Annotated in this window: 18 protein-coding genes and 1 tRNA gene; 10 read left to right on the top strand and 9 right to left on the bottom strand. The window is 40.1% G+C overall.

The features are described 5' to 3' along the window. Window positions 1-34 precede the first annotated feature (34 nt). The 6 genes from M472_RS31605 (at window position 35) to M472_RS31585 (ending at window position 5991) form a co-directional block, all read left to right on the top strand. Window positions 35-406: a hypothetical protein gene (locus M472_RS31605; RefSeq protein ID WP_021069899.1), complete on the top strand. Its 372-nt coding sequence runs from the start codon at window positions 35-37 to the stop codon at window positions 404-406. Window positions 407-783: 377 nt separating this feature from the next. Beyond that, complete coding sequence (locus M472_RS31600) at window positions 784-1644, top strand: DUF3347 domain-containing protein (protein WP_021069898.1); 861 nt, start codon at window positions 784-786, stop codon at window positions 1642-1644. Between the two features lie 8 nt (window positions 1645-1652). After that, window positions 1653-3887 carry a multicopper oxidase domain-containing protein gene (locus M472_RS31595; RefSeq protein ID WP_021069897.1) on the top strand — a complete coding sequence of 745 codons (2235 nt, stop codon included), beginning with the start codon at window positions 1653-1655 and terminating at the stop codon, window positions 3885-3887. Window positions 3888-4041: 154 nt separating this feature from the next. Continuing rightward, a complete protein-coding gene (locus M472_RS31590) occupies window positions 4042-4500 on the top strand; it encodes an SRPBCC domain-containing protein (RefSeq protein ID WP_021069896.1) in 459 nt (152 codons plus the stop codon). A gap of 117 nt (window positions 4501-4617) precedes the next feature. Continuing rightward, a complete protein-coding gene (locus M472_RS45610) occupies window positions 4618-5553 on the top strand; it encodes a DUF1801 domain-containing protein (RefSeq protein WP_021069895.1) in 936 nt (311 codons plus the stop codon). Window positions 5554-5562: 9 nt separating this feature from the next. After that, window positions 5563-5991, top strand: coding sequence for a DUF1801 domain-containing protein (locus M472_RS31585; protein WP_021069894.1), 429 nt, complete (start codon window positions 5563-5565; stop codon window positions 5989-5991). Between the two features lie 50 nt (window positions 5992-6041). Here M472_RS31585 and M472_RS31580 read toward each other — a convergent pair whose 3' ends face one another. After that, on the bottom strand, window positions 6042-6704 hold the full coding sequence (locus M472_RS31580) for a CDC27 family protein (protein ID WP_021069893.1): 663 nt from the start codon (window positions 6702-6704) through the stop codon (window positions 6042-6044). Between the two features lie 312 nt (window positions 6705-7016). Between M472_RS31580 and lon the strand changes: the two genes are divergently transcribed. After that, window positions 7017-9497, top strand: coding sequence for an endopeptidase La (gene lon, locus M472_RS31575; RefSeq protein ID WP_021069892.1), 2481 nt, complete (start codon window positions 7017-7019; stop codon window positions 9495-9497). Window positions 9498-9545: 48 nt separating this feature from the next. Here the strand turns inward: lon and M472_RS31570 are convergent, their stop codons facing one another. The 5 genes from M472_RS31570 to thrS form a co-directional block, all read right to left on the bottom strand. Further along, entirely contained in the window at window positions 9546-10133 is a 588-nt protein-coding gene (locus M472_RS31570; protein ID WP_021069891.1) for a 2'-5' RNA ligase family protein, read from the bottom strand. Between the two features lie 310 nt (window positions 10134-10443). After that, window positions 10444-10788: a 50S ribosomal protein L20 gene (gene rplT / locus M472_RS31565; protein ID WP_021069890.1), complete on the bottom strand. Its 345-nt coding sequence runs from the start codon at window positions 10786-10788 to the stop codon at window positions 10444-10446. Between the two features lie 99 nt (window positions 10789-10887). Then, on the bottom strand, window positions 10888-11088 hold the full coding sequence (gene rpmI / locus M472_RS31560; protein WP_021069889.1) for a 50S ribosomal protein L35: 201 nt from the start codon (window positions 11086-11088) through the stop codon (window positions 10888-10890). A 36-nt stretch (window positions 11089-11124) separates the two neighbouring features. Continuing rightward, a complete protein-coding gene (infC, locus tag M472_RS31555; RefSeq protein ID WP_021069888.1) occupies window positions 11125-11649 on the bottom strand; it encodes a translation initiation factor IF-3 in 525 nt (174 codons plus the stop codon). A 48-nt stretch (window positions 11650-11697) separates the two neighbouring features. Further along, window positions 11698-13623 (bottom strand): threonine--tRNA ligase, encoded by a 1926-nt coding sequence (gene thrS / locus M472_RS31550; RefSeq protein ID WP_021069887.1) that lies wholly within the window; start codon window positions 13621-13623, stop codon window positions 11698-11700. Window positions 13624-13861: 238 nt separating this feature from the next. Here thrS and rlmF point away from each other — a divergent pair, with 238 nt between their 5' ends. After that, window positions 13862-14776, top strand: coding sequence for a 23S rRNA (adenine(1618)-N(6))-methyltransferase RlmF (gene rlmF / locus M472_RS31545; RefSeq protein ID WP_021069886.1), 915 nt, complete (start codon window positions 13862-13864; stop codon window positions 14774-14776). 43 nt (window positions 14777-14819) lie between these two features. Here rlmF and M472_RS31540 read toward each other — a convergent pair. Then, window positions 14820-14896 (bottom strand) — tRNA-Asn (locus M472_RS31540). Between the two features lie 110 nt (window positions 14897-15006). Next, window positions 15007-16386 carry a magnesium transporter gene (mgtE, locus tag M472_RS31535; protein WP_021069885.1) on the bottom strand — a complete coding sequence of 460 codons (1380 nt, stop codon included), beginning with the start codon at window positions 16384-16386 and terminating at the stop codon, window positions 15007-15009. Window positions 16387-17064: 678 nt separating this feature from the next. Here mgtE and M472_RS31530 point away from each other — a divergent pair. Beyond that, complete coding sequence (locus M472_RS31530; RefSeq protein ID WP_021069884.1) at window positions 17065-19857, top strand: hypothetical protein; 2793 nt, start codon at window positions 17065-17067, stop codon at window positions 19855-19857. A 73-nt stretch (window positions 19858-19930) separates the two neighbouring features. Continuing rightward, the gene (locus tag M472_RS31525) at window positions 19931-20344 is read left to right on the top strand and encodes a hypothetical protein (protein ID WP_021069883.1); all 414 of its coding nucleotides are present in this window, start codon (window positions 19931-19933) and stop codon (window positions 20342-20344) included. 4 nt (window positions 20345-20348) lie between these two features. Here M472_RS31525 and M472_RS31520 read toward each other — a convergent pair whose 3' ends face one another. Beyond that, window positions 20349-21032 (bottom strand): CDP-alcohol phosphatidyltransferase family protein, encoded by a 684-nt coding sequence (locus M472_RS31520; protein WP_021069882.1) that lies wholly within the window; start codon window positions 21030-21032, stop codon window positions 20349-20351. Between the last annotated feature and the right edge of the window lie 70 nt (window positions 21033-21102).

Genomic DNA, 21102 nt, shown 5'->3' with positions numbered 1-21102 from the left:
TTTTATAAAGAAAATATGTAATTTTACCTTACGCATGAAAAAGTATATGTTCATATGTTTCACCTTACTATTTGGTCTACTCACCTTGACCAAATCAGTATCTGCTTGTGAGCAACATGAGCCTGTACACACCACACCTTCCTGCTGTGACCAAGGACACAAGGATAAAGCACACGATTGCTGCCAGACGGAGACTTCTTCCGAACAGGACTATGGCAAACACTGCGATGGCCAATGTAAAGGCGCTAGCTGTCAACAGAGCAGTATTAAATTTCAGTTGTTTTTTACCTTGACCAAGGTCCACCAATGGAGCAATAATCCCAATGGAAAGGTTTCCTTCTATGCCAACGACAACCGTGTGACACCGGGCTTTCCGTCTATATGGCTTCTTCCAAAAATAGGTTAATTTAATATCTGCACAGCCATAGGTATGTCTTATCCGAACGTATCACGCTGCTGTGGTTCTAGCTTTTAGAACTAAATCAATCCGATAAATTCAAACAAATTCGCCAACAAGCGGTTAAGCAATAAGCGGGTGTTATATCCATTAATAGATTATTTCTAGATGGATTAATCCTGCTTGCAAAACCACAGAAATCAATGATGTCCATTAATTGGCGGATGACAGATAAAAAATAAATTATACACATATGAAATATCCATGTAGTACAGGCTATACAAAGACGAATGACCGCGAAGCAGCATGCACACCAACAGTAATAAAATCGTGCATAATATGCTTTGGATATTCCATATGACCGTTAAAAGACAAATTATTTACATATGAAAACGATTATTTTCTGGATTAGTATCTGTAGCATACTAATCACGACCAACAATATATATGCACAAGTTAAAAATGCGAAGACAGAAACATTTCATGTCAATGGCAATTGTGATATGTGTAAGGCAACCATTGAGAAAGCTGGAAGCAAGAAAAAAGAAGCACAGGTGACATGGGATGCCGGCTCTCAAAGTGCCAGCATCGTTTACGATGCCGAAAAGACAAACAGTGACGCTATTTTAAAACGTATAGCTTTGGCCGGCTACGACAATGAAAAGTACTTAGCCCCAGATGAGACTTATACCCAACTACATAGTTGCTGCCAATACGAAAGAACCTTGAAAGGGAAAGAGATTGCTGTGGTAAACTCCCATCAAACACATGAGCAGGGACATCAGCACCATAGTAACGACGAAAAGAAAGCGGAATCAAATACTTTTCAAACCGTCATGGGAACTTATTTTTCCCTAAAAGATGCATTGGTCAGTTCAGATTCAAAAGTAGCTACCTCACAAGCGAAATCATTGCTTCAGGCTATTGAAAGTTTAAAAATGACAACACTTTCCACTAAAGTCCATCAGATTTGGATGGACCAGGTGAAAGAAATCACGGCATTGACCAATAATATTGTTAACAGTTCAAACATTGCTGATCAAAGGAAGCATTTTGCGGCCTTATCAACTAAATTGTACCCCATGGTCAAAGCAAGCCCATTGGCATCCCCAGTGTACTATCAAAACTGTCCTATGTTTGAGAATGGCAAAGGTGCAAATTGGCTAAGTTTAAATGAAGAAATCAAAAACCCATTCTATGGTTCGAAAATGATGACATGTGGGAGTGTAAAAGAAAAAATAAACTAAGCTGAACTATGTTGCTAAAAAAAATAAATATAATACTACTCCTGTTACTGTGCCTACTGGGCACGGTACAGGCGCAGCGTACAGTAACCTACCATCTCTACCTGCAAGATACGGTTGTCACCTACGGAGGTATACCGAAGAGAGCCATTGCAGCCAACGGACAAATTCCCTTACCGACATTAACATTTACGGAGGGAGACACCGCAGAGATTATTGTGCACAACCAGTTAAAAGAAAGCAGTTCTCTACATTGGCATGGTGTATGGCTTCCCAACCGGGAAGATGGTGTCCCATTTCTGACGCAGATGCCTATTCCCCCTGGCACCACCTATACCTACCGCTTCCCTGTTATACAAAACGGCACCTATTGGTATCATAGCCACTCTGGACTACAAGAGCAAATCGGCATGTATGGATCCATGGTATTCAACAAGAGAAAAGACGATCCTACTTTCAGAAAAGGAATAGACGACATTCCGACTGTATCTGTCATGCTTAGCGAGTGGACGAATACAAAGCCCGAAGTCGTCCAGCGGATGCTACATACCAGCAACGACTGGCCTGGCATAAAGAAAAACACAGTACAGAGTTATGTCGAGGCTATAAAAGAAGGTCATTTCAAAACAAAAGTCACCAATGAGTGGAAACGTATGGAAGCCATGGATGTCAGCGATGTTTATTATGAAAGCTTCCTTATCAATGGACAGCAATCCAGTCAACTGGCACAATTCAAAGCCGGGGACCGTGTTCGATTGCGGATTGCCAATGGAGGAGCATCGTCCTACTTCTGGCTCACCTATGCTGGTGGTAAAATAACAGTAGTCGCCAATGATGGTAACGATGTACAGCCTGTTGAAGTCGACCGTTTGATAATCGGTGTATCCGAAACATACGATATCATAGTCACTATACCCGCCGAGAACACTTCATATGAGCTCTCTGCAACAGCGGAAGATCGCTCTGGAGCGGCCTCCCTTTTTATAGGAGAAGGTATCCGTCAATTAAATACCCCATTACCCAGGCTTCGATACTTTGAGGGGATGAAAATGATGAATGACATGATGAAGATGAATGGTGACATGCATGACATGGGAATGCAGATGAGCCTACAAAAAATGGACATGAATGCGGTAATGTATCCTGAGGTGACTGGAGAGCAACATAATATGAAATCTTCCTCTGAGCAGAACGGACATCAGGAGCATGATCATCACGGCAACAGCACCGATAGGGTCACCTTGAATTATGCCATGTTAAAAGCAACCGAAAAAACAACACTCGACACCACTAATGCACCCGTGAGGGAACTCCGGTTTGAGCTAACTGGAAATATGAACCGTTACGTATGGAGTATGGACAACAGAGTGATGTCCGAGACAGATAAAATCCCTGTCAAAAAAGGCGAAATTTTAAGAATTACATTGTATAATAACTCGATGATGCGTCACCCCATGCACCTGCACGGCTTTGACTTTAGACTTATCAATGGACAGGGCGATTATGCTCCAATGAAGAATGTCATGGATATTATGCCTATGGAGACCAATGTTATTGAATTCGAAGCCAATCGGGAGGGTGACTGGTTTTTCCACTGTCACATCTTATACCATATGATGGCCGGAATGAATCGTGTATTTGAGGTAGGAAACTATAAGAACCCTCTACTACCAGACAAAGAAAAAGCATACAAGGTCCTTCAGAAAGAAAGCAACATGACTCATTTCATGGTACAGAATGATTTTGCTACCAACGGTAATGATGGGGAAGCCATGATACAAAACGCCCGTTGGAGCCTTGGAACGGAATGGCGCCTAGGATACAATGATATGCACGGTTATGAAGTAGAAACCCATCTTGGACGCTATATTGGCAAAATGCAATGGTTTATGCCTTTTATCGGATTCGACTGGCGCTACCGTAAAATGGGAAAAGATAACCACGAAAAAAACATGTTTGGACAGGTTAATAAAAAAGACAACCATACAGCTGTCAGTTTAGGATTCATGTATACGCTCCCACTATTAATCAACTTCCAGGCCGAAGTATACCACGATGGTATCACCAGATTATCTCTTATGCGAGACGACATTCCTATCTCCAGAAGGCTTAGAGGTGGATTTATGGTGAATACGGACCAGGAATATATGGTAGATCTACGGTACATCGTACATAAAAATCTAGGCATCCGAACTCACTACGACAGTGATATGGGCTTTGGTGTTGGATTAGCAATTAACTACTAATCCTTCCGTATAAAAATCCCCTGCTATTCCTATACGGATAATGGCGGGGGATTTTGTGCTATTCATATAGAGAACCGAAAACCTATTTTCACTATTTTTGTTTTATCAATTGGAATAGTTCAATCCATTACACACTGCTTTAAAAGAAACCCAAATGGAAAAGATACTCTCGGCGAAGGCCTCGATTCAAATTCAAAAACCCATAGATCAGGTTTTTGAAGCCATCATCAACCCTACGCAGATGAATCATTATTTTATCGAACACGGCTCTGGACCATTAGAAACAGATATCACCATTCAGTGGAAATTTCCCGAATTTGATGGACAATTTCCAGTAACGGGCAAACAGATAAGACACAATGAATACATTTCCTTCGATTGGTCTGGCGGGAGCGAAGGAATGCTGGTAGAGATCCATTTGGAGACCTACCCCAACAATAGTACAGTCGTCCGTATCACAGAACAACAGATGCCGGTCAGTGAGAGTGGTATTCAACAGGCAATAGGACAGACCGAAGGTTGGGCAAACTTCTTAGCTTGTTTAAAAGCTTATTTAGAATATGGCATCAACTTGCGTACTGGAGCTTTTGATTTTATGAAAAAAACCAGTTAATCCCCTAGATATTCCAACTAGCAAAAGACAAATAACAGCACCCGATCCAGCTAAAAACTAGATTATGAAATACAAGCATAGTTTTCATAAGTTTCAGGGATTGATAAACAAAACCGTATGTCGACCACTTTTTCTTCTATAGACGAATACATCAATAGCTTCGATCCCGATACACAAGAGGATCTACAGAACCTTAGACAGTTCATACGGTCCACAGCACCCGACGATGCAAAGGAAACGATTAACTATGGTATGCCAACCTACCGTTGGCATGGCAACCTCATACATTTTGCAAAATTCAAGAACCATATCGGAATCTATCCAGGACCAACAGCGATTGAAGCCTTCACAGAACGATTAACAGCCTTCAAAACCAGCAAAGGTGCTATACAAATCCCATTGAATGCAACTTTGCCCAAAGATTTACTGATTGATATCATACAGTTTAATATACGACTGTTACAAGACAAAAAGGCCCCTCAATGGGACAATCATCGTGCTGCATGGAGAGACTGTGAAGAATTCATGAATCAACTTATTGTCAAGACTAATCTTAAAAAAGAATTTAAATGGGGAACCGATGTGTATACCTACCAAGGCAAAAATGTAATTGGATGGGCAGGTTTCAAGCATTTCTTTTCATTATGGTTTTATAACGGTGTTTTCTTAGAAGATAGATTAAAGGTATTGATCAACGCATCCGAGGGAAAAACAAAGGCACTGCGGCAATGGCGTTTTAATAGTCGGGAGGAAATGAATGAACAAGACATCCTTGCTTATATTCAAGAAAGCATACAGACAATCAAAGATGGGAAAGAAATAAAGCCAAAACGTATCGCCCCCCAACAGCCCGAAGGTATTCTCAAAGAAGCATTAAACCAAGATGCCGCGTTCAAAATAGCATTTGATCGCTTGACACCAGGTAAACGCAAAGAATATCAAAACTATATTTCAGAGGCCAAACAGGAAAAGACAAAAGCAACTAGACTAGATAAAATAAAGCCACTCATCTTAGAAGGGAAAGCGCTTCATGATAAGTATAAACATTCATAAACCGTCCTCATGCCCCAGAATAAAACAGTCTATACCGATCAAAGTATTACTCTTTTTATCGATACGATAACGGACCATCAAAAAGTGGCAGACACCAATCGACTCATTCAGATGATGCAAGAAATTACAGGCGAACAGGCCAAAATGTTCGGTTCTTCTATCATTGGATTTGGCTTATATCATTACCGATATGCCAGTGGACACGAAGGCCAAGCCCCATTATTAGGCTTTTCACCACGAAAAGCAGCTTTTTCACTGTATGTCTATACCGGCTCTGAAGAACATGTCCATCTCTTGGAAGGACTTGGGAAATTTACCATGGGTAAAGCTTGTATTTACATTAAAAAACTAGCCGACATTGACGAACAAAAACTATCTGTAATGATGCAGACCACGCTCGGTTTTATCGAAGAGAAATACGAAAGGATACGTTCTTAGCCACAAAAAAAGGCTCCTTAGAGGGAGCCTTTTTTTGTGGTGATAATAGCTTATTTCAGATTATCACGATAGACCTTTGCTTTCTTCAGCTCAGTCTGAATATCCTTACGGGCAGCATCGTACGAAAGTACTTTTTCGTAATCTGCAATTGCTTTATTATAAGCAGCCGTAGCTTCTGCCTTATTGTAATTTTCAGTTCCTGCTGTTCCTTTCAAAATCCCCAAATCACGATATGCTACTGCTCTATTCTGATACAATTTAGCATCATTCGCATTAATAGCTATAGCCTTTGAATAATCAGCTAATACCGATTGTAGCAATTCTTCTTTCTTTGCATTTGAAAGCTTACTGTTCTCTGCTAGTGCATTGTTAGCTTTAGCTTTATAATAATACGCATTAGCATTCTTAGCATCCAAGGTCACAACCTTACTGAAAGAAGCAGCTGCCTTTTGAAAATCACCAGACTGAAACTGAGAATACCCCAATAGATACATCACATCAGGATCTTTAGATTCGGTAGGCATCGCTTTCTCTAAATGGGAAACTGCACTTTTGAAATCACCATCAAGCAGTGCTTTCTGTCCCAATCTCACATTTGCATTACTATGTTCTTGTTGCTGTGCCTGAACCGTCAATGTCGTCAAAGCTAAGGCTAATGCTGTCATACCCAACTTCAATGATTTCAATTGATTATTTGCAATTTTAATATTCATATCCTTGATTTAAAGTTTCTAGTTTACGTATTAGAGTAAAAATGCCATAATAAGTTTAAGTCATCAACAAATACTTATAAACATTTCCACAATATTACAATTTCTTTTATTTTTACAATAACTTGCAATATCAAAACGCTGTCATAAATCAATCCTTTACGTGACGATTTAGCAGGTTTCGCTTATACTATAGCATAAATAATACCAGTTTTTACTCTTGGCATTCAGCTTGCACTATAACCATTCGTAATCCATAATGGAAAAAGTACACCTAAAGTCTGACATGTTGTCGGATTTTAAACAAAATAATATATGAGCAAATTTGACACATTCGACTTCAACCAAGCTATCCCAATTATAAGTGAAGACACCGAATTCTTCCCTTTGTTGAGCCCACAGGATGAGGACGAAATGCGAAACGAAGATATACCTGAGATTTTATCTATTCTTCCACTACGTAACACCGTTTTATTTCCAGGGGTAGTTATACCAATCACAGTTGGCCGCGATAAATCCATTAAACTCGTCAAAGAGGCCTACAAAGGAGATAAAACAATTGGCGTTGTATCCCAAAAAGACATGTCCGTCGAAGACCCTGGTTTTGACCAGCTACATAAAGTCGGTACAGTAGCAAGCATTATCAAAATATTGCAAATGCCAGACGGGAATACTACCGTCATTATCCAAGGCAAACAACGTTTCAAACTGCAAGAGCTTGTGCAGTCAGAGCCCTATATCAAAGCTAAAGTCGAGCGCTTTGCCGAGGAAAAACCGAAAACCAGCAGCAAGGAATTTAAAGCTTTAATTTCCTCCATCAAAGAACTCGCCTTACAGATTATCCAACTCTCTCCCAACCTTCCATCAGAAGCAGGGATAGCGATTAAAAATATTGAAAGTCCTACATTCTTAGTCAACTTTATCTCTTCCAACCTTGCATTGGAATTACCCTCCAAGCAAGAGTTATTAGAACTAAAAGATTTTGTCAAACGGGCTAAATTACTTTTGGAGCACCTCACTAGTGAGGTGCAAATTTTGGAACTGAAAAACCAGATTCAAAATAAAGTTAGGGTGGACTTAGATAAGCAACAAAGGGACTATTTCTTGAATCAACAGCTTAAGACAATTCAGGAAGAGCTAGGGGGCAATACCCCAGATCTAGAGATTGAAGATTTAAAGAAACGGGCCAAAAGTAAAAAGTGGCCTGAAGATGTAAAGCAACATTTTGCTAAGGAAATCGAAAAATTAGCTCGTATCAATCCAGCTGCTGCAGATTACTCCGTACAGCTCAATTACCTCGAACTTCTTTTAGATCTCCCTTGGGGCGAATACACCAAAGATAAATTTGATCTAAACCGTGCTACAAAAGTACTGGACAAAGACCACTATGGACTAGAGAAAGTCAAACAACGCATCATAGAATACCTTGCGGTATTAAAGCTCAAAAATGACATGAAAGCGCCTATACTTTGTCTTGTAGGTCCTCCAGGAGTTGGTAAAACATCCTTAGGAAAATCTATAGCGAAAGCATTAGGACGGAAGTACACCCGTATGGCCCTAGGCGGAGTCAGAGATGAAGCAGAAATCAGAGGACACCGCAAGACCTACATCGGGGCTATGCCAGGAAGGATTATACAGTCCCTCAAAAAAGCCGGCACCTCCAACCCTGTTTTTGTACTCGATGAAATTGACAAAATAGGTTCAGATTTTAAAGGAGACCCTTCTTCCGCACTATTAGAAGTGCTAGATCCAGAACAGAATACGCATTTCTATGACCACTATGTGGAAATGGAATATGATTTGTCAAAGGTCATGTTTATCGCTACAGCCAACTCCTTAAGCACCATTCAACCGGCGCTACTCGACCGTATGGAGATCATAGAAGTAAATGGCTATACCATAGAGGAAAAAATAGAAATTGCGAAAAAGCACTTACTTCCAAAACAACGGGAGATGCATGGCCTCCAAAACAAGGACGTCACATTAAACAATAAAGTCATTGAGAAAATTATTGAAGAATATACCAGAGAATCTGGTGTCCGTGGCTTAGAGAAAAAGATTGGTTCAGTGGTTCGGGGTATCGCGACTAAGATTGTTATGGAGAAACCTCATAGTGCCAACGTAAATGCAGAGGTTGCTGAAGAGATTCTTGGAGCGCCAATTTTTGACAAAGACATATATGAAAACAATGAAGTTGCAGGAGTCGTGACGGGATTAGCATGGACCTCTGTTGGTGGCGATATTCTTTTTATAGAATCCAGTCTCAGCCCAGGAAAAGGCAAACTAAGTCTAACCGGTAACCTTGGTGATGTCATGAAAGAATCGGCCGCAATTGCTATGGCTTACTTACGTTCCCATGCGGAAGATTTTGGAATCGACTATCGCATTTTTGACCATTGGGATGTCAACATACACGTGCCTGCAGGTGCTACTCCAAAAGATGGTCCCTCTGCGGGGATCACCATGCTTACCGCATTGACCTCTTTGTTCACACAGCGTAAGGTCAAAGAAAAGTTAGCAATGACAGGCGAAATCACATTACGTGGCAAAGTTCTCCCTGTTGGTGGTATAAAAGAAAAGATACTCGCCGCCAAACGGGCTAATATCAAGGAAATTATTCTTTGTAAATCGAACAAGAAAGATATTCTGGAGATTAAAGAAGATTATATAAAAGACATGCAGTTTCATTATGTATCGGAGATGTCTGAAGTAATCGACCTAGCTTTACTAAAGAGCAAAGTAAAAAATGCCAAAGATATCAATAGGTTTAACACCGAACCGGCTAAAGAGAAATAAAAGTATACGTTACAAAAAAGCATCATTTAAAAAATGATGCTTTTTTTTCTAAAAATTAAAGCTTAATTGTCCTGAAGGGTATACCTCTCTTACTTTTCCTCCGAATGGGATTTTAGTATATATATCGTACTGTTTCACAACGGGATTGAATACACGCACAAACACCGCATCGCAGAAAAAATCCAGGTCAATCTGCTTAAGGTTATTCTTTGCTTCTTTAAGCATACTCTCCTCAAGGCGTCGACCAATAGACAGGTGCGGTTCTTTAGACATAGAACGTAAAGAAAACTTTCCTTTCAGCGCATTGATGACGACTGCCGAACGCTGATTAAAATAATATCGAGATTGCACGGTTGGTGCAATATAGTAGGTATAACTATCCCCGTTTTGAAAGACCGAATAGTCGTTGAAATAAACGTATTGCGCATGCTCATAGTTCAACTCTTCGCGCAATATCGCCACTATGCCTTCCAATTGATCCTCGGTGGTCTCAAATTCACAGATTGTAATATGTCCCGTAGCATTACAACTAGAATACCAACCGACCAAGGATTTGAGCATATCTTTTATGCCTTTGATTTTGGCATTAACTTTTTCGCAAGGCATAAATGCCAAAGATATTTTAACACTTTCCATCACACACGATTTAAGGTAACTTTCTTAAAGATAAGGAAAACAAAGCAGTTTTCCACACTTACCTCTTGTGCGAGCCTAACTCTACTTCATAAGCATATTAAGCCCAAATAACCGAGTCCCTACCCTATATAGCACAATCATTCATCCCAGAGTTGCGCCCTTTCAAAAACGCAGTTTATAAAATTTAAAGGTCCCAAATCACGATAATGATCGCTACATAGCAAGTATACCTAGACCATTAAAAAAAGAAAAAGGAACCCGATTGGGTCCCTTTCAATATCTAACAAATTGACAGCGATTTAAAACTAAATTAATTTACAGCGTCAATAACTGCTTTGAAAGCATCAGGGTTATTCATAGCTAAGTCAGCTAAAACCTTACGGTTCAATCCGATATTCTTAGCATTCAATTTACCGATCAACTTAGAATAAGAAATTCCGTGCTGACGGGCACCTGCATTGATACGCTGAATCCATAAAGCTCTGAACTCGCGTTTTTTGGTTTTACGGTCGCGGTAAGCGTACTGTAAACCTTTTTCTACTGTATTTTTAGCAATAGTATATACTTTGCTACGTGAACCGAAATAGCCTTTAGCTAATTTCAAAATTCTTTTTCTTCTTCTTCTCGAAGCAACTGCGTTAACCGAACGTGGCATAATTATTAAAATTTAATTTGGTAAAAGGTGTTACGTTTTTCAGCAAGCTTACAACCCTATACCCGGTCAAAAAATATTGTTTTTTTTGTTAAGAAAGGATTACTTCCCAAGAACTAACATACGTTTTACATTACCTAAGTCTCCATCAGAAACATAAGCTGTTTGCGTAAGATTACGTTTTTGTTTAGTAGTCTTTTTAGTCAAGATGTGGCTTTTGTAAGCGCTTTTTCTTGCAATTTTACCTGTTCCAGTCACTTTAAAACGTTTCTTAGCGCTGGAATTGGTTTTTACTTTTGGCATAATACTTAATATTTATATCAATCTGTTAGAATACTTTTATTTCTTAGCACCCTTTGGAGCCAACGTCAAGAACATACGTTTACCCTCCAATTTAGGTAACAACTCTACTTTACCATAGTCCTCTAAAGCCTGAGCAAATTTCAACAATAAAATCTCTCCTTGCTCTTTAAAGACAATAGCACGCCCTTTAAAGTGTACATACGCACGAACTTTCTCTCCTGCCTCTAAAAAACGCATAGCATGCTTTAATTTGAAGTCAAAATCGTGTTCACTTGTATTAGGTCCAAAACGAATCTCCTTAATAACTGTTTGTTTGGCATTCGCTTTGATTTCCTTTTGCTTTTTCTTCTGCTCATAAATAAACTTGCTGTAATCAACAATTTTACAAACAGGAGGAACAGCATTCGGAGAAATCTCAACTAGATCTAGCTCCAATTCATCAGCCAGCTCTAACGCTTTGCGCGTAGGATATACTCCTGGCTCAACATTATCCCCAACTAAACGTACCTCAGGCACACGTATGAATTCGTTGATACGGTGCTCCGGTTCTTTTTTCCTCATCGGTGGTCTAGGACCACTAGGTCTTTTTAATGCCAAATGTTTAAATTTTTAAACGGTTATTTCTTTTATTAATAAATCTCTAAACTCATCAGAGGTCATGGAACCCAAGTCCACTGACCCGTGCTTACGAACAGAAACTGTGCCACTTTCCATCTCCTTTTCCCCTACAATAAGCATATAAGGCAATTTTTTAACTTCAGCATCACGTATCTTACGTCCTACTTTCTCGTCACGGAGATCGATTAGACCGCGAATATCGGAATTATTTAGCGATTCCAAAAGTTTTTGCGCATAATCTTCATATTTTTCTGACACCGGCAAGACGATAAACTGCTCAGGAGCAAGCCATAACGGAAACTGACCACCACAGTGTTCAATCAATACCGCTACAAACCTTTCCATAGAACCAAACGGCGCACGGTGAATCATCACTGGGCGATGTTTTTGGTTATCGCTTCCTGTGTATTCCAATTCAAAACGCTCTGGCAAGTTATAGTCAACTTGTATCGTACCCAATTGCCATTTACGGCCCAATGCATCCTTAACCATGAAATCCAGTTTAGGACCATAAAACGCAGCTTCACCGTATTCCACGACAGTTGGGAGTCCTTTTTCCGCAGCAGCCTCAATGATAGCCGATTCAGCCAAAGCCCAGTTTTCGTCCGAACCGATATATTTGGTTTTATTTTCTGGATCACGTAAAGAAACCTGTGCTGTATATTCATTAAAGCCCAATGCTCCAAATACATAAAGAACCAAGTCGATAACCTTCTTAAATTCTTCCTTCACTTGATCAGGACGACAGAATAAATGGGCATCATCTTGCGTAAACCCACGAACACGAGTCAAACCGTGAAGCTCCCCTGATTGCTCATAGCGATATACTGTTCCGAACTCTGAAAAACGAACCGGCAATTCCTTATACGAACGAGGCTTAGTCTTATATATCTCACAGTGGTGAGGACAGTTCATTGGTTTTAACAAGAACTCTTCTCCCTCTACTGGCGTTTTTATCGGTTGGAAAGAGTCTGCTCCATATTTCTCGTAATGTCCTGAAGTGATATAGAGCTGTTTGTGTCCAATATGCGGGGTCATTACCGGCTCATAGCCCGAATTCAGCTGTGCTCTTTGCAGAAAGTCTGTCAGCTTCTGTCTTAACGCTGTTCCCTTTGGCAACCATAAAGGCAATCCCATACCCACTTTTTCAGAGAAAGCAAAAAGCTCCAACTCCTTACCTAGCTTACGGTGATCCCTCTTCTTGGCCTCTTCAATAAACTTGAGATAATCCGAAAGCTCCGATGCCTTAGGAAAAGTAACGCCGTAAATACGGGTCAACTGTTTTCTTGTTTCATCTCCACGCCAGTAGGCTCCGGCAACATTGGTCAACTTAATAGCTTTGATAAAACCAGTATTCGGGATATGTGGACCTCGACATAGATCGGTAAAGTTACCTTGCGAATAAAAGGTAATCGATCCATCCTCTAGATCTTTAATCAGGTCCAGCTTATACTCGTCTCCTTTATCTTCGAAGTAAGCCAATGCTTCGGCTTTAGAAACACTTCTTCTATCAAACACCTCTTTCTTCTTGGCCAATTCAAGCATTTTATCTTCAATCTGCTTAAAATCGTCAGAAGAAAATACCTGATCGCCAAAATCCACATCATAGTAAAAACCCGTCTCAATAGAAGGGCCAATACCAAACTTAATACCTGGATACAATTCTTCCAATGCTTCTGCCAACAAGTGCGCAGAAGAATGCCAAAAAGTAGACTTGCCCTTATCATCATTCCAAGTCAGCAACTTGACAGCGGCATCCGAATCGATCGCACGGGACGCGTCCCATACTTCGCCATTGACTTCTGCTGCTAATACATTACGTGCTAAACCTTCGGAGATAGATAGAGCCACCTGCATAGCGGTAGTTCCTTTTTCATACTGACGCACCGAACCGTCAGGGAGAGTAATGTTAATCATCTACAATTATGATTTTAAAATTTGTTAATGCTTTAGACACGCCAACATACAGTATGTACAATTACACTGTTCTACATGCAGCCCCATCTAGTTATTTAAAATGAAAGCCCAAACATAGACAAAATGCTTGGTATTAGCGAATCCCTGACATAAAAAAGCCCTAGACAAGCACTAATTTTACCTTTAAATGCTATTTAATAGCGCCACAAATGTACCTTTGTTCTTTCAACAACAGTAAATGAACATGATTCCAAAAGGCGCAACTCCTTCAAAACTGCACCCTCGCAACAAACACCGAAATGGCTATCAGATGGACAAACTGAGTAAAAGCAATCCAGCCCTTCTCGCTTTCGTCTTCACCAATGATTTTGGCACACAAAGTATTGACTTTGCCAACCCAAAAGCGGTATTCGAGCTTAACAAAGCCTTGCTCACCAGTGAGTATAAAATCAAGAACTGGCAAATTAGTCCCAACAGCCTTTGTCCGGGCATTCCAGGAAGAGCCGATTATATACACTATATAGCCGACCTGCTGGCCAAGGACAATAATGGTCAGATCCCAACTGGAGAAAAAGTCAAAGTACTTGACATAGGAACTGGATCAAGCTTGGTATACCCCATCATAGGGGCACAAGAATACCTATGGGATTTCACGGCTACCGAGATAGATCCAAAGTCTATTCAATATGCGGAAACAAACGTCACCAAAAACATCTGGCTTAAAAAGAAAATACAATTGAGATTCCAAGATGACAAAGAACATATCCTACAAGGTGTTGTATTTGAAAAAGACAGGTTCGATGCTGTGCTATGCAACCCTCCGTTCTTCAAATCGCGTGAGGACAACTGGAATGTAAGCTCCAAGAAATTCCAAAACCTACACAAGAACAAAGAGCAACCGACTGTTCAAAACTTCTCGGGTCACCCTAATGAACTGTGGTATCCTGGAGGCGAGAAAGCCTTTATCTCAAAATTAATATACGAGAGTATACAGTTTAAAGATCAACTCAACTGGGTAACAACCCTTGTTTCAAGCAAAGACCACATAAAACCATTAGTAGCCATACTCGAATACCACAAAGCTGCTGCTATAGAAATCATTCCGATGCAACAGGGTCAAAAAATTTCAAGAATTCTTGCCTGGAAATGGTAATACAAAAAAAAGCCATCAACTTATGTTGATGGCTTTACAAACATGGCTCCTGAAGCTGGGCTCGAACCAGCGACCCTCTGATTAACAGTCAGATGCTCTAACCAACTGAGCTATTCAGGAATCTTATGTTGTTTCCCTTTCGGTGATGCAATTATCGGAAGTTTAATTCGTCTTTGCAAATATTTTTAAGCACAAAACTGCAACTTCCTCAAATCCAATCAGATTTTTTATCACAAATAAATTCCTCTCAAGATAAGACTCGCAATAGTGAAATAAATTATCAATCCTGTCACGTCAACCAAAGTCGATACAAAAGGAGCCGATGAGCTCGCAGGATCAGCTCCTAGCCGCCTAAGAATAAAAGGCAACATCGATCCTGTCAGCGACCCCCACATAACCACACCAACCAAAGAAAGACTCACGACTAGTCCAATCAATATCCAATATTCACCATAGGCATCCAAAAATGCCTCAAATCCGGCCACACGCACAAACCCCAATATACCCAAAATTACCCCTAGCAACAGGCCGGAAATTATCTCACGCTTCATCACGCGCCACCAATCCGCCAACGTCACTTCTCCCATCGCCATAGCCTGGATAATTAAGGTCGAAGCCTGTGAGCCAGAATTACCACCACTAGACATAATCAACGGCATTAGCACCATTAAAAAAACAGCCTTCTCCAACTGCCCCTCAAACTGCTCAATAACGGTAGCCGTCAACAATTGCCCCAAAAACAGCACCACTAGCCATCCTCCACGTTTCTTGACCAAGTGCATAATGGACACGTCCAAATACGGTTCATCCAACGCCTCTGTACCACCAATACGCTGCATATCCTCCGTGTACTCCTCGTTAGCCACCCAAAGTATGTCATCAATTGTCACAATCCCCAACATGATACCCTGCTCATCCACTACAGGCAGAGCGACCCTATTATTCATACGGAAGACCGTAACAGCATCCTCTTGCGGATCATTCGCATTAAGAGAAATCAAACGATTATCGATCAACTCCCCAACTCGGGTTTCCGGATCTGCCAATAGAATATCTTTAATCCGAATATCATCAATCAGCTTCCCTTCAGAATCGATTACGTACAATACATCAATAGTCTCCGATGCACTCCCATACCGACGGATATGGTCTAAGATACGCGTAATACTCCAATGCGCTTTCACCGTAATATAATCGGGCGTCATCAGTCGCCCCACACTATCTTCAGGGTAGCCCAACAGCGAGAGTGCTTCCTTTCGCTCCTCCGGAGAAAGCATGATGATAAGACGTTTTACGACATCTCCCTTCAGCTCACCAAAAAAAGAAGTACGGTCATCCGGAGGCATCTCGTTGATGATCTCTCGAACCTTACTTGCAGATAGTTTTTTGAAGATACGCTCTTGCGTCGGAAAGTCTAAAATACGGAATACGTTGACAGCTCGTTTTAGATTTAAGGTTTCCAAAAAAAGTGCACCGTGCTCGGGAAGTTCGTCGATCAATTCCTCGACGTCAGAAATATTAAGTTCATTCAGAAAATCCTCCAGCGCTACCAGATTACCTTCCTCAATTAGCTGTTCTACATGCACGACCTGCATTTCCAATTCTTCCATATTGCCTCCGATATTTATCCTACATGTTTTACTTCTTTTGAAAGAGTATGTTAATTAGTGTGCACCTATCAAACACCAAACAGTGGTTTTAAGTACGTCTGCAAAAGTCGCCTTTTTATACCAAAAAATATAATCTTTTTTTTTGCTCGATTTACCTCCAATTTGAAAACAGGCACTCAGTAAAAAAAAGACATTATGTCACTTATGGTTAAAACAAAAAAGATGCCTCATCTCCTTAAAAAAACAAATAACGACTGTCAGAACTGATGGCACAAAGCATAAAACCCAGTAACACTAAAAACAAGACTTTCCCAACAACAGAAGTTACCCTTAAAAAGGGAAACACATTCTTCATCTTCGGAAACGAACCTCCTTTACAGCCTAAAGCTCCACCAACATTGACTCCCTCATAAAACAATAAACCTAATACTGAGTTAATAAAAAAACACTACTTTAGTAGCACGATGCACAAAGACATTTTATTTTACTTCAAAAATCAAAAAAGCCATTTTTTGGAGACAAAAAAACAATCAAAAAAAATAAATAAAAAAACATTTAATCAATAATAATCAATTTATTACAGACACATAACTAAACAAACACACAATATAAAAACAAACTGAATTACTATTATTTTTAGCAACAAAGAAATTCAACCCCTTAATCAATTGCTACTAAATGAAAATCAAATCATTACTAACATTTATATTAACTATAAATTTCTATATAATCTATAGTCAGGTTTTTGATTACAGTCAAGCGCATTACAGCGTAAAATGGAAGCAAATCACAACCGATCAGTTCCGTCTTATTTTCCCTAGCGAGTTTAGTTCCAGCGCACCGAAGCTAGCCGACAACATCACCCAATTCATACAAAACACCTCCTCGGATTTAGAAAGAAAATCACGTTTCATCAATATAATAGTCCAACAAAATCATATACAACAGAACGGATTTGTACAGTTAGCCCCACGTAAATCAGAGCTCTACTCCACTCCTTCTGCTATTGCTGACAATCAGGAATGGTTACCTAATTTAGCCCTTCACGAGTCTAGGCACATCGCCCAATTTGACAATTTGACAGGCAAAATAAGAGCTCCTTTTGGTGAACAGTTAGCCCTCGCATTGTTCGGCTTGAACCTCCCAGGTTGGTACTTTGAGGGAGATGCCGTTCTTCAGGAAACCTTGTTTTCTAAAGGCGGAAGAGGCCGGCTTACCTCTTGGCAGATGCCTATCCGAACAGATATCTTAACCGGACGAAATTATGATTTCAATAAATATGTTCATGGATCTTTTAAAGACATCGTTCCTAGTTTCTACACAATCGGTTACTTTATGAATAGCGAACTTCATCAAAAAGACCCATTGATTCATGGCAAAATATTAGCTGAAATGAACGGAAAATTACTCCGTCCTTTTAATTTCCAACGCAGCTTAAAGAAGAATTATGGACTAAAATCCAACGCCATTTTCAAGTTAACAATGGCAAACTTAGCAGAAAAATGGGCTACCGATTCAGCACTCTTTGACACTAATATCTCAAAACAAACAGACCGATACCCGACCAATTACCTCCTCCCACAAGCGAACGAAGACGCTACGTTTGCACTGCAAGAGGGACCGCAAAGAACAGCAAGAATTGTCCAAACGAATCAAAAGGCACCTTACAATAGCAAGACCGTTTTAACTTTAGGCATACAGCTTATGCCTTATTTTCACTTACGTGAACAGCTCATCACTTGGGATGAATACCGCAAAGATGCGAGGTTCGAAAAACAAACATACAACGTAATCATGGTCTATGATATGGCCAGAAAAAAGAAAAAAACACTCAGCAAAAACAGTCGATATTACAGTCCTATAGTCGCTCCCAATAAAAAAGAAATCATCTGCATTGAGGTAGATCTTACCAATAGAACCTCTCTAGTATGGCTAGATATTGCTACTTCCAAAAAGATTGACTCCCTCATTTTACCTGTGGGGTTACACCTCCAACAACCTCAGTTCAATACGAAAGGAACCCATCTAATAGCTATAGCAGTTAACGAAAAAGGAACTAATCTGATGCAGATAGACCTGCAGAAAAAAAGCCTAACACCACTACTTGACTGGTCAAATGCACAGATTGAAAGGCCCATTTTCGACCAAGACGATGTTATATTCAAAGCAAATTACGGCAATAAAGATGACCTATTCCGATGGAAAAAAGGAGAAATAACTAAGCTAACGGACAGTCGTTTTGGTATATTCAATCCCTCCTTGCATGCAGACACTCTATGGTACAATGATTACACTCCAATAGGCTATCAGATAAACAGCATCCCCTTATCCCAGCTTAAAGAGCAGCCTATAGAACCCCATATGATAGAAGCCATCTATAGCAGTCAAAGCCTAAATAACGCAAACGAAACCCCAATAGATACTTCCATCACAACGGAATACACAATCAAAGACTACAAAACATTCAAAAACAGTTTTAATTTTCACAGCCTGACACTTAGCGGAAATGACTTCGAGAATTTTGACAACCTAAAACCAGGGATCTTCTGGATTTCCAATGACCTTCTCAACACTACAGACCTAAGAATAGGCTATGAATATGACAATGACCTCCAAAAAAGTATCTATTCCGCATCATTGTCATACCAAAAATACTTCCCCAAGATCACCTTATCCTACACTGACAAAGGACAGATTGGGGCCGCACAGACTAACAATTCAACAAGCATCCCCTTTGACTGGAGAGAACGCATCACCTCACTTGACATTAGTTTACCCTTCAGTAAATATCGAGGCAACACAATATATTCTTATAGGGTCAATTTTGGCACATCCTATCTCAAAAGATACAACATAAGCTTAAGCAACCTAACTAACTTCAATGATGAAATCGCCTTTCCACTCAATTATCAAGCCTACTTCAACCGCAACTCGCGTAGAGCAACAATGGATATCACTCCAAGATGGGGACAGAACTTCAGTTTCACTTTTCGCCACTTGCCCTTTGATGATCAATTAACGGGACAAGCCTGGGCTTTACGCACTAACTTCTACTTCCCAGGCTTTGCGCTGAATCATAGCCTACAAGTAAGATATGGCATGCAGTCTACAACGGGTAGATACATCTATACTCAGGATATACCGACTATAGAGGGTTTTTCTTATATCCCTTATGAAAAGGTAAAAAACACCCTGCTATTTGACTACAGGCTACCTATCAGCTATCCCGACCTTTCTATAGGTCAATTTGCCTACATAAAACGCGTACGGGCACGCCTTTCTGCCAACTATCAAAACATCCATCAAGCCAGCTTCATGCCCAAATCAAACAGTCTAGGTATTGACGTCGACTTTCATCTCTTTAAATACAACCTACCACTATTTACAGCATCGATCAAGGGAACCTATATAAATGACAGCAAAGCCAGCAAAACACTGTTCCCCACATTCGGTTTCAACTACAGTTACTAAGATTTAAAAAAATAGAAAACAAACAGCAAATCAAATTGTTACCTAATCACGCACACAAACTACGAACACACTTATGGCACTTATCCCAAAGGAGACGGAGTTGCAAGAAGGGCTAACAATAATCTTCGATGATCTTCTTCTAAAAAAAGAACAGGTAAGGAAAGAGCTGCTCCGTACGAGAAAAGACTTCAATTCTGCTTGTGACACCCATATCAAAAGCGGATTTAAATCCGAGCAAGATTGGATAGACGCAAACCTTTGCCACCAGCTCAAATTTATAGAGTATGAAATGTACTGCCACATCACAGAAGTACTCAGCGATTTTAAAGACATATACGGGCAGTTTCCAGAGTACCTAGAAATGTATCAAACACTAAGCCACATCATGATACAGCTTGCTAACGAAGAAAAATATGAATTAGCAGCTATTACAAAGTTCTGGGTAGACAAAATCGACTCTACGATCCAGGAATACAGCTATTGCTGATTTACTATACATCAGCCACCTGCTGTCTAAAATGAAGTACAGAGAACAATATGTACAACACAAAAACGATAGGCACAGCAGTAACCTTGAAAGCTAGGACAAGAGCTAAAGATACGAGTAGAAATATATATTTGAATTTATTTTCCCTCCAGCCAACAGAACTTAACTTCATCGAGAAAAGACGGAGCTCGGAAACAAGCAACAAGCTGCATCCTAATGTCAATGCCAATAAGAAGTAAACATTTCCCAATACTAAAGGGAAGGATGAAACCATAAAAGGTAACGAAACAATCAAGAAGGTATTCATCGGCGTATTGACACCTATAAAGTCAGATGTTTGACGTTCGTCCAGATTAAACTTAGCCAGTCGCAAGGCAGAAAACACCGTAATGATAAAACCAAGATAGGGAATATAAACATGGTCCGTTGCCTGCAGCAACAAGGTGTACATCACTGCACCGGGCAAAAAGCCGAAACTGACCATATCCGCCAAAGAATCCAGTTCTTTGCCGATCAACGATTTTACATGCAGCAACCGCGCTACCATACCGTCAAAGAAATCAAAAATACCAGAAGCAAGCACACAATACAGCGCCAGCGTATACTCACCCTTCAGAACCCATAAAACACCAATGCAGCCGCTAAAAAGATTCAGACATGTTATTGTATTTGGTATATATTTTTTCATTGATGTATTTAAAATAAGTCACAAAAAAAGCCATCTAATATTAGATGGCTTAAAAGTATCAATTTAATAT

This window comes from Sphingobacterium paucimobilis HER1398, from assembly GCF_000416985.1.
Taxonomy (GTDB): domain Bacteria; phylum Bacteroidota; class Bacteroidia; order Sphingobacteriales; family Sphingobacteriaceae; genus Sphingobacterium; species Sphingobacterium paucimobilis.
Note: the sequence above shows the minus strand (reverse complement) of the source record. Positions and strands in the feature narration are given on the sequence as shown.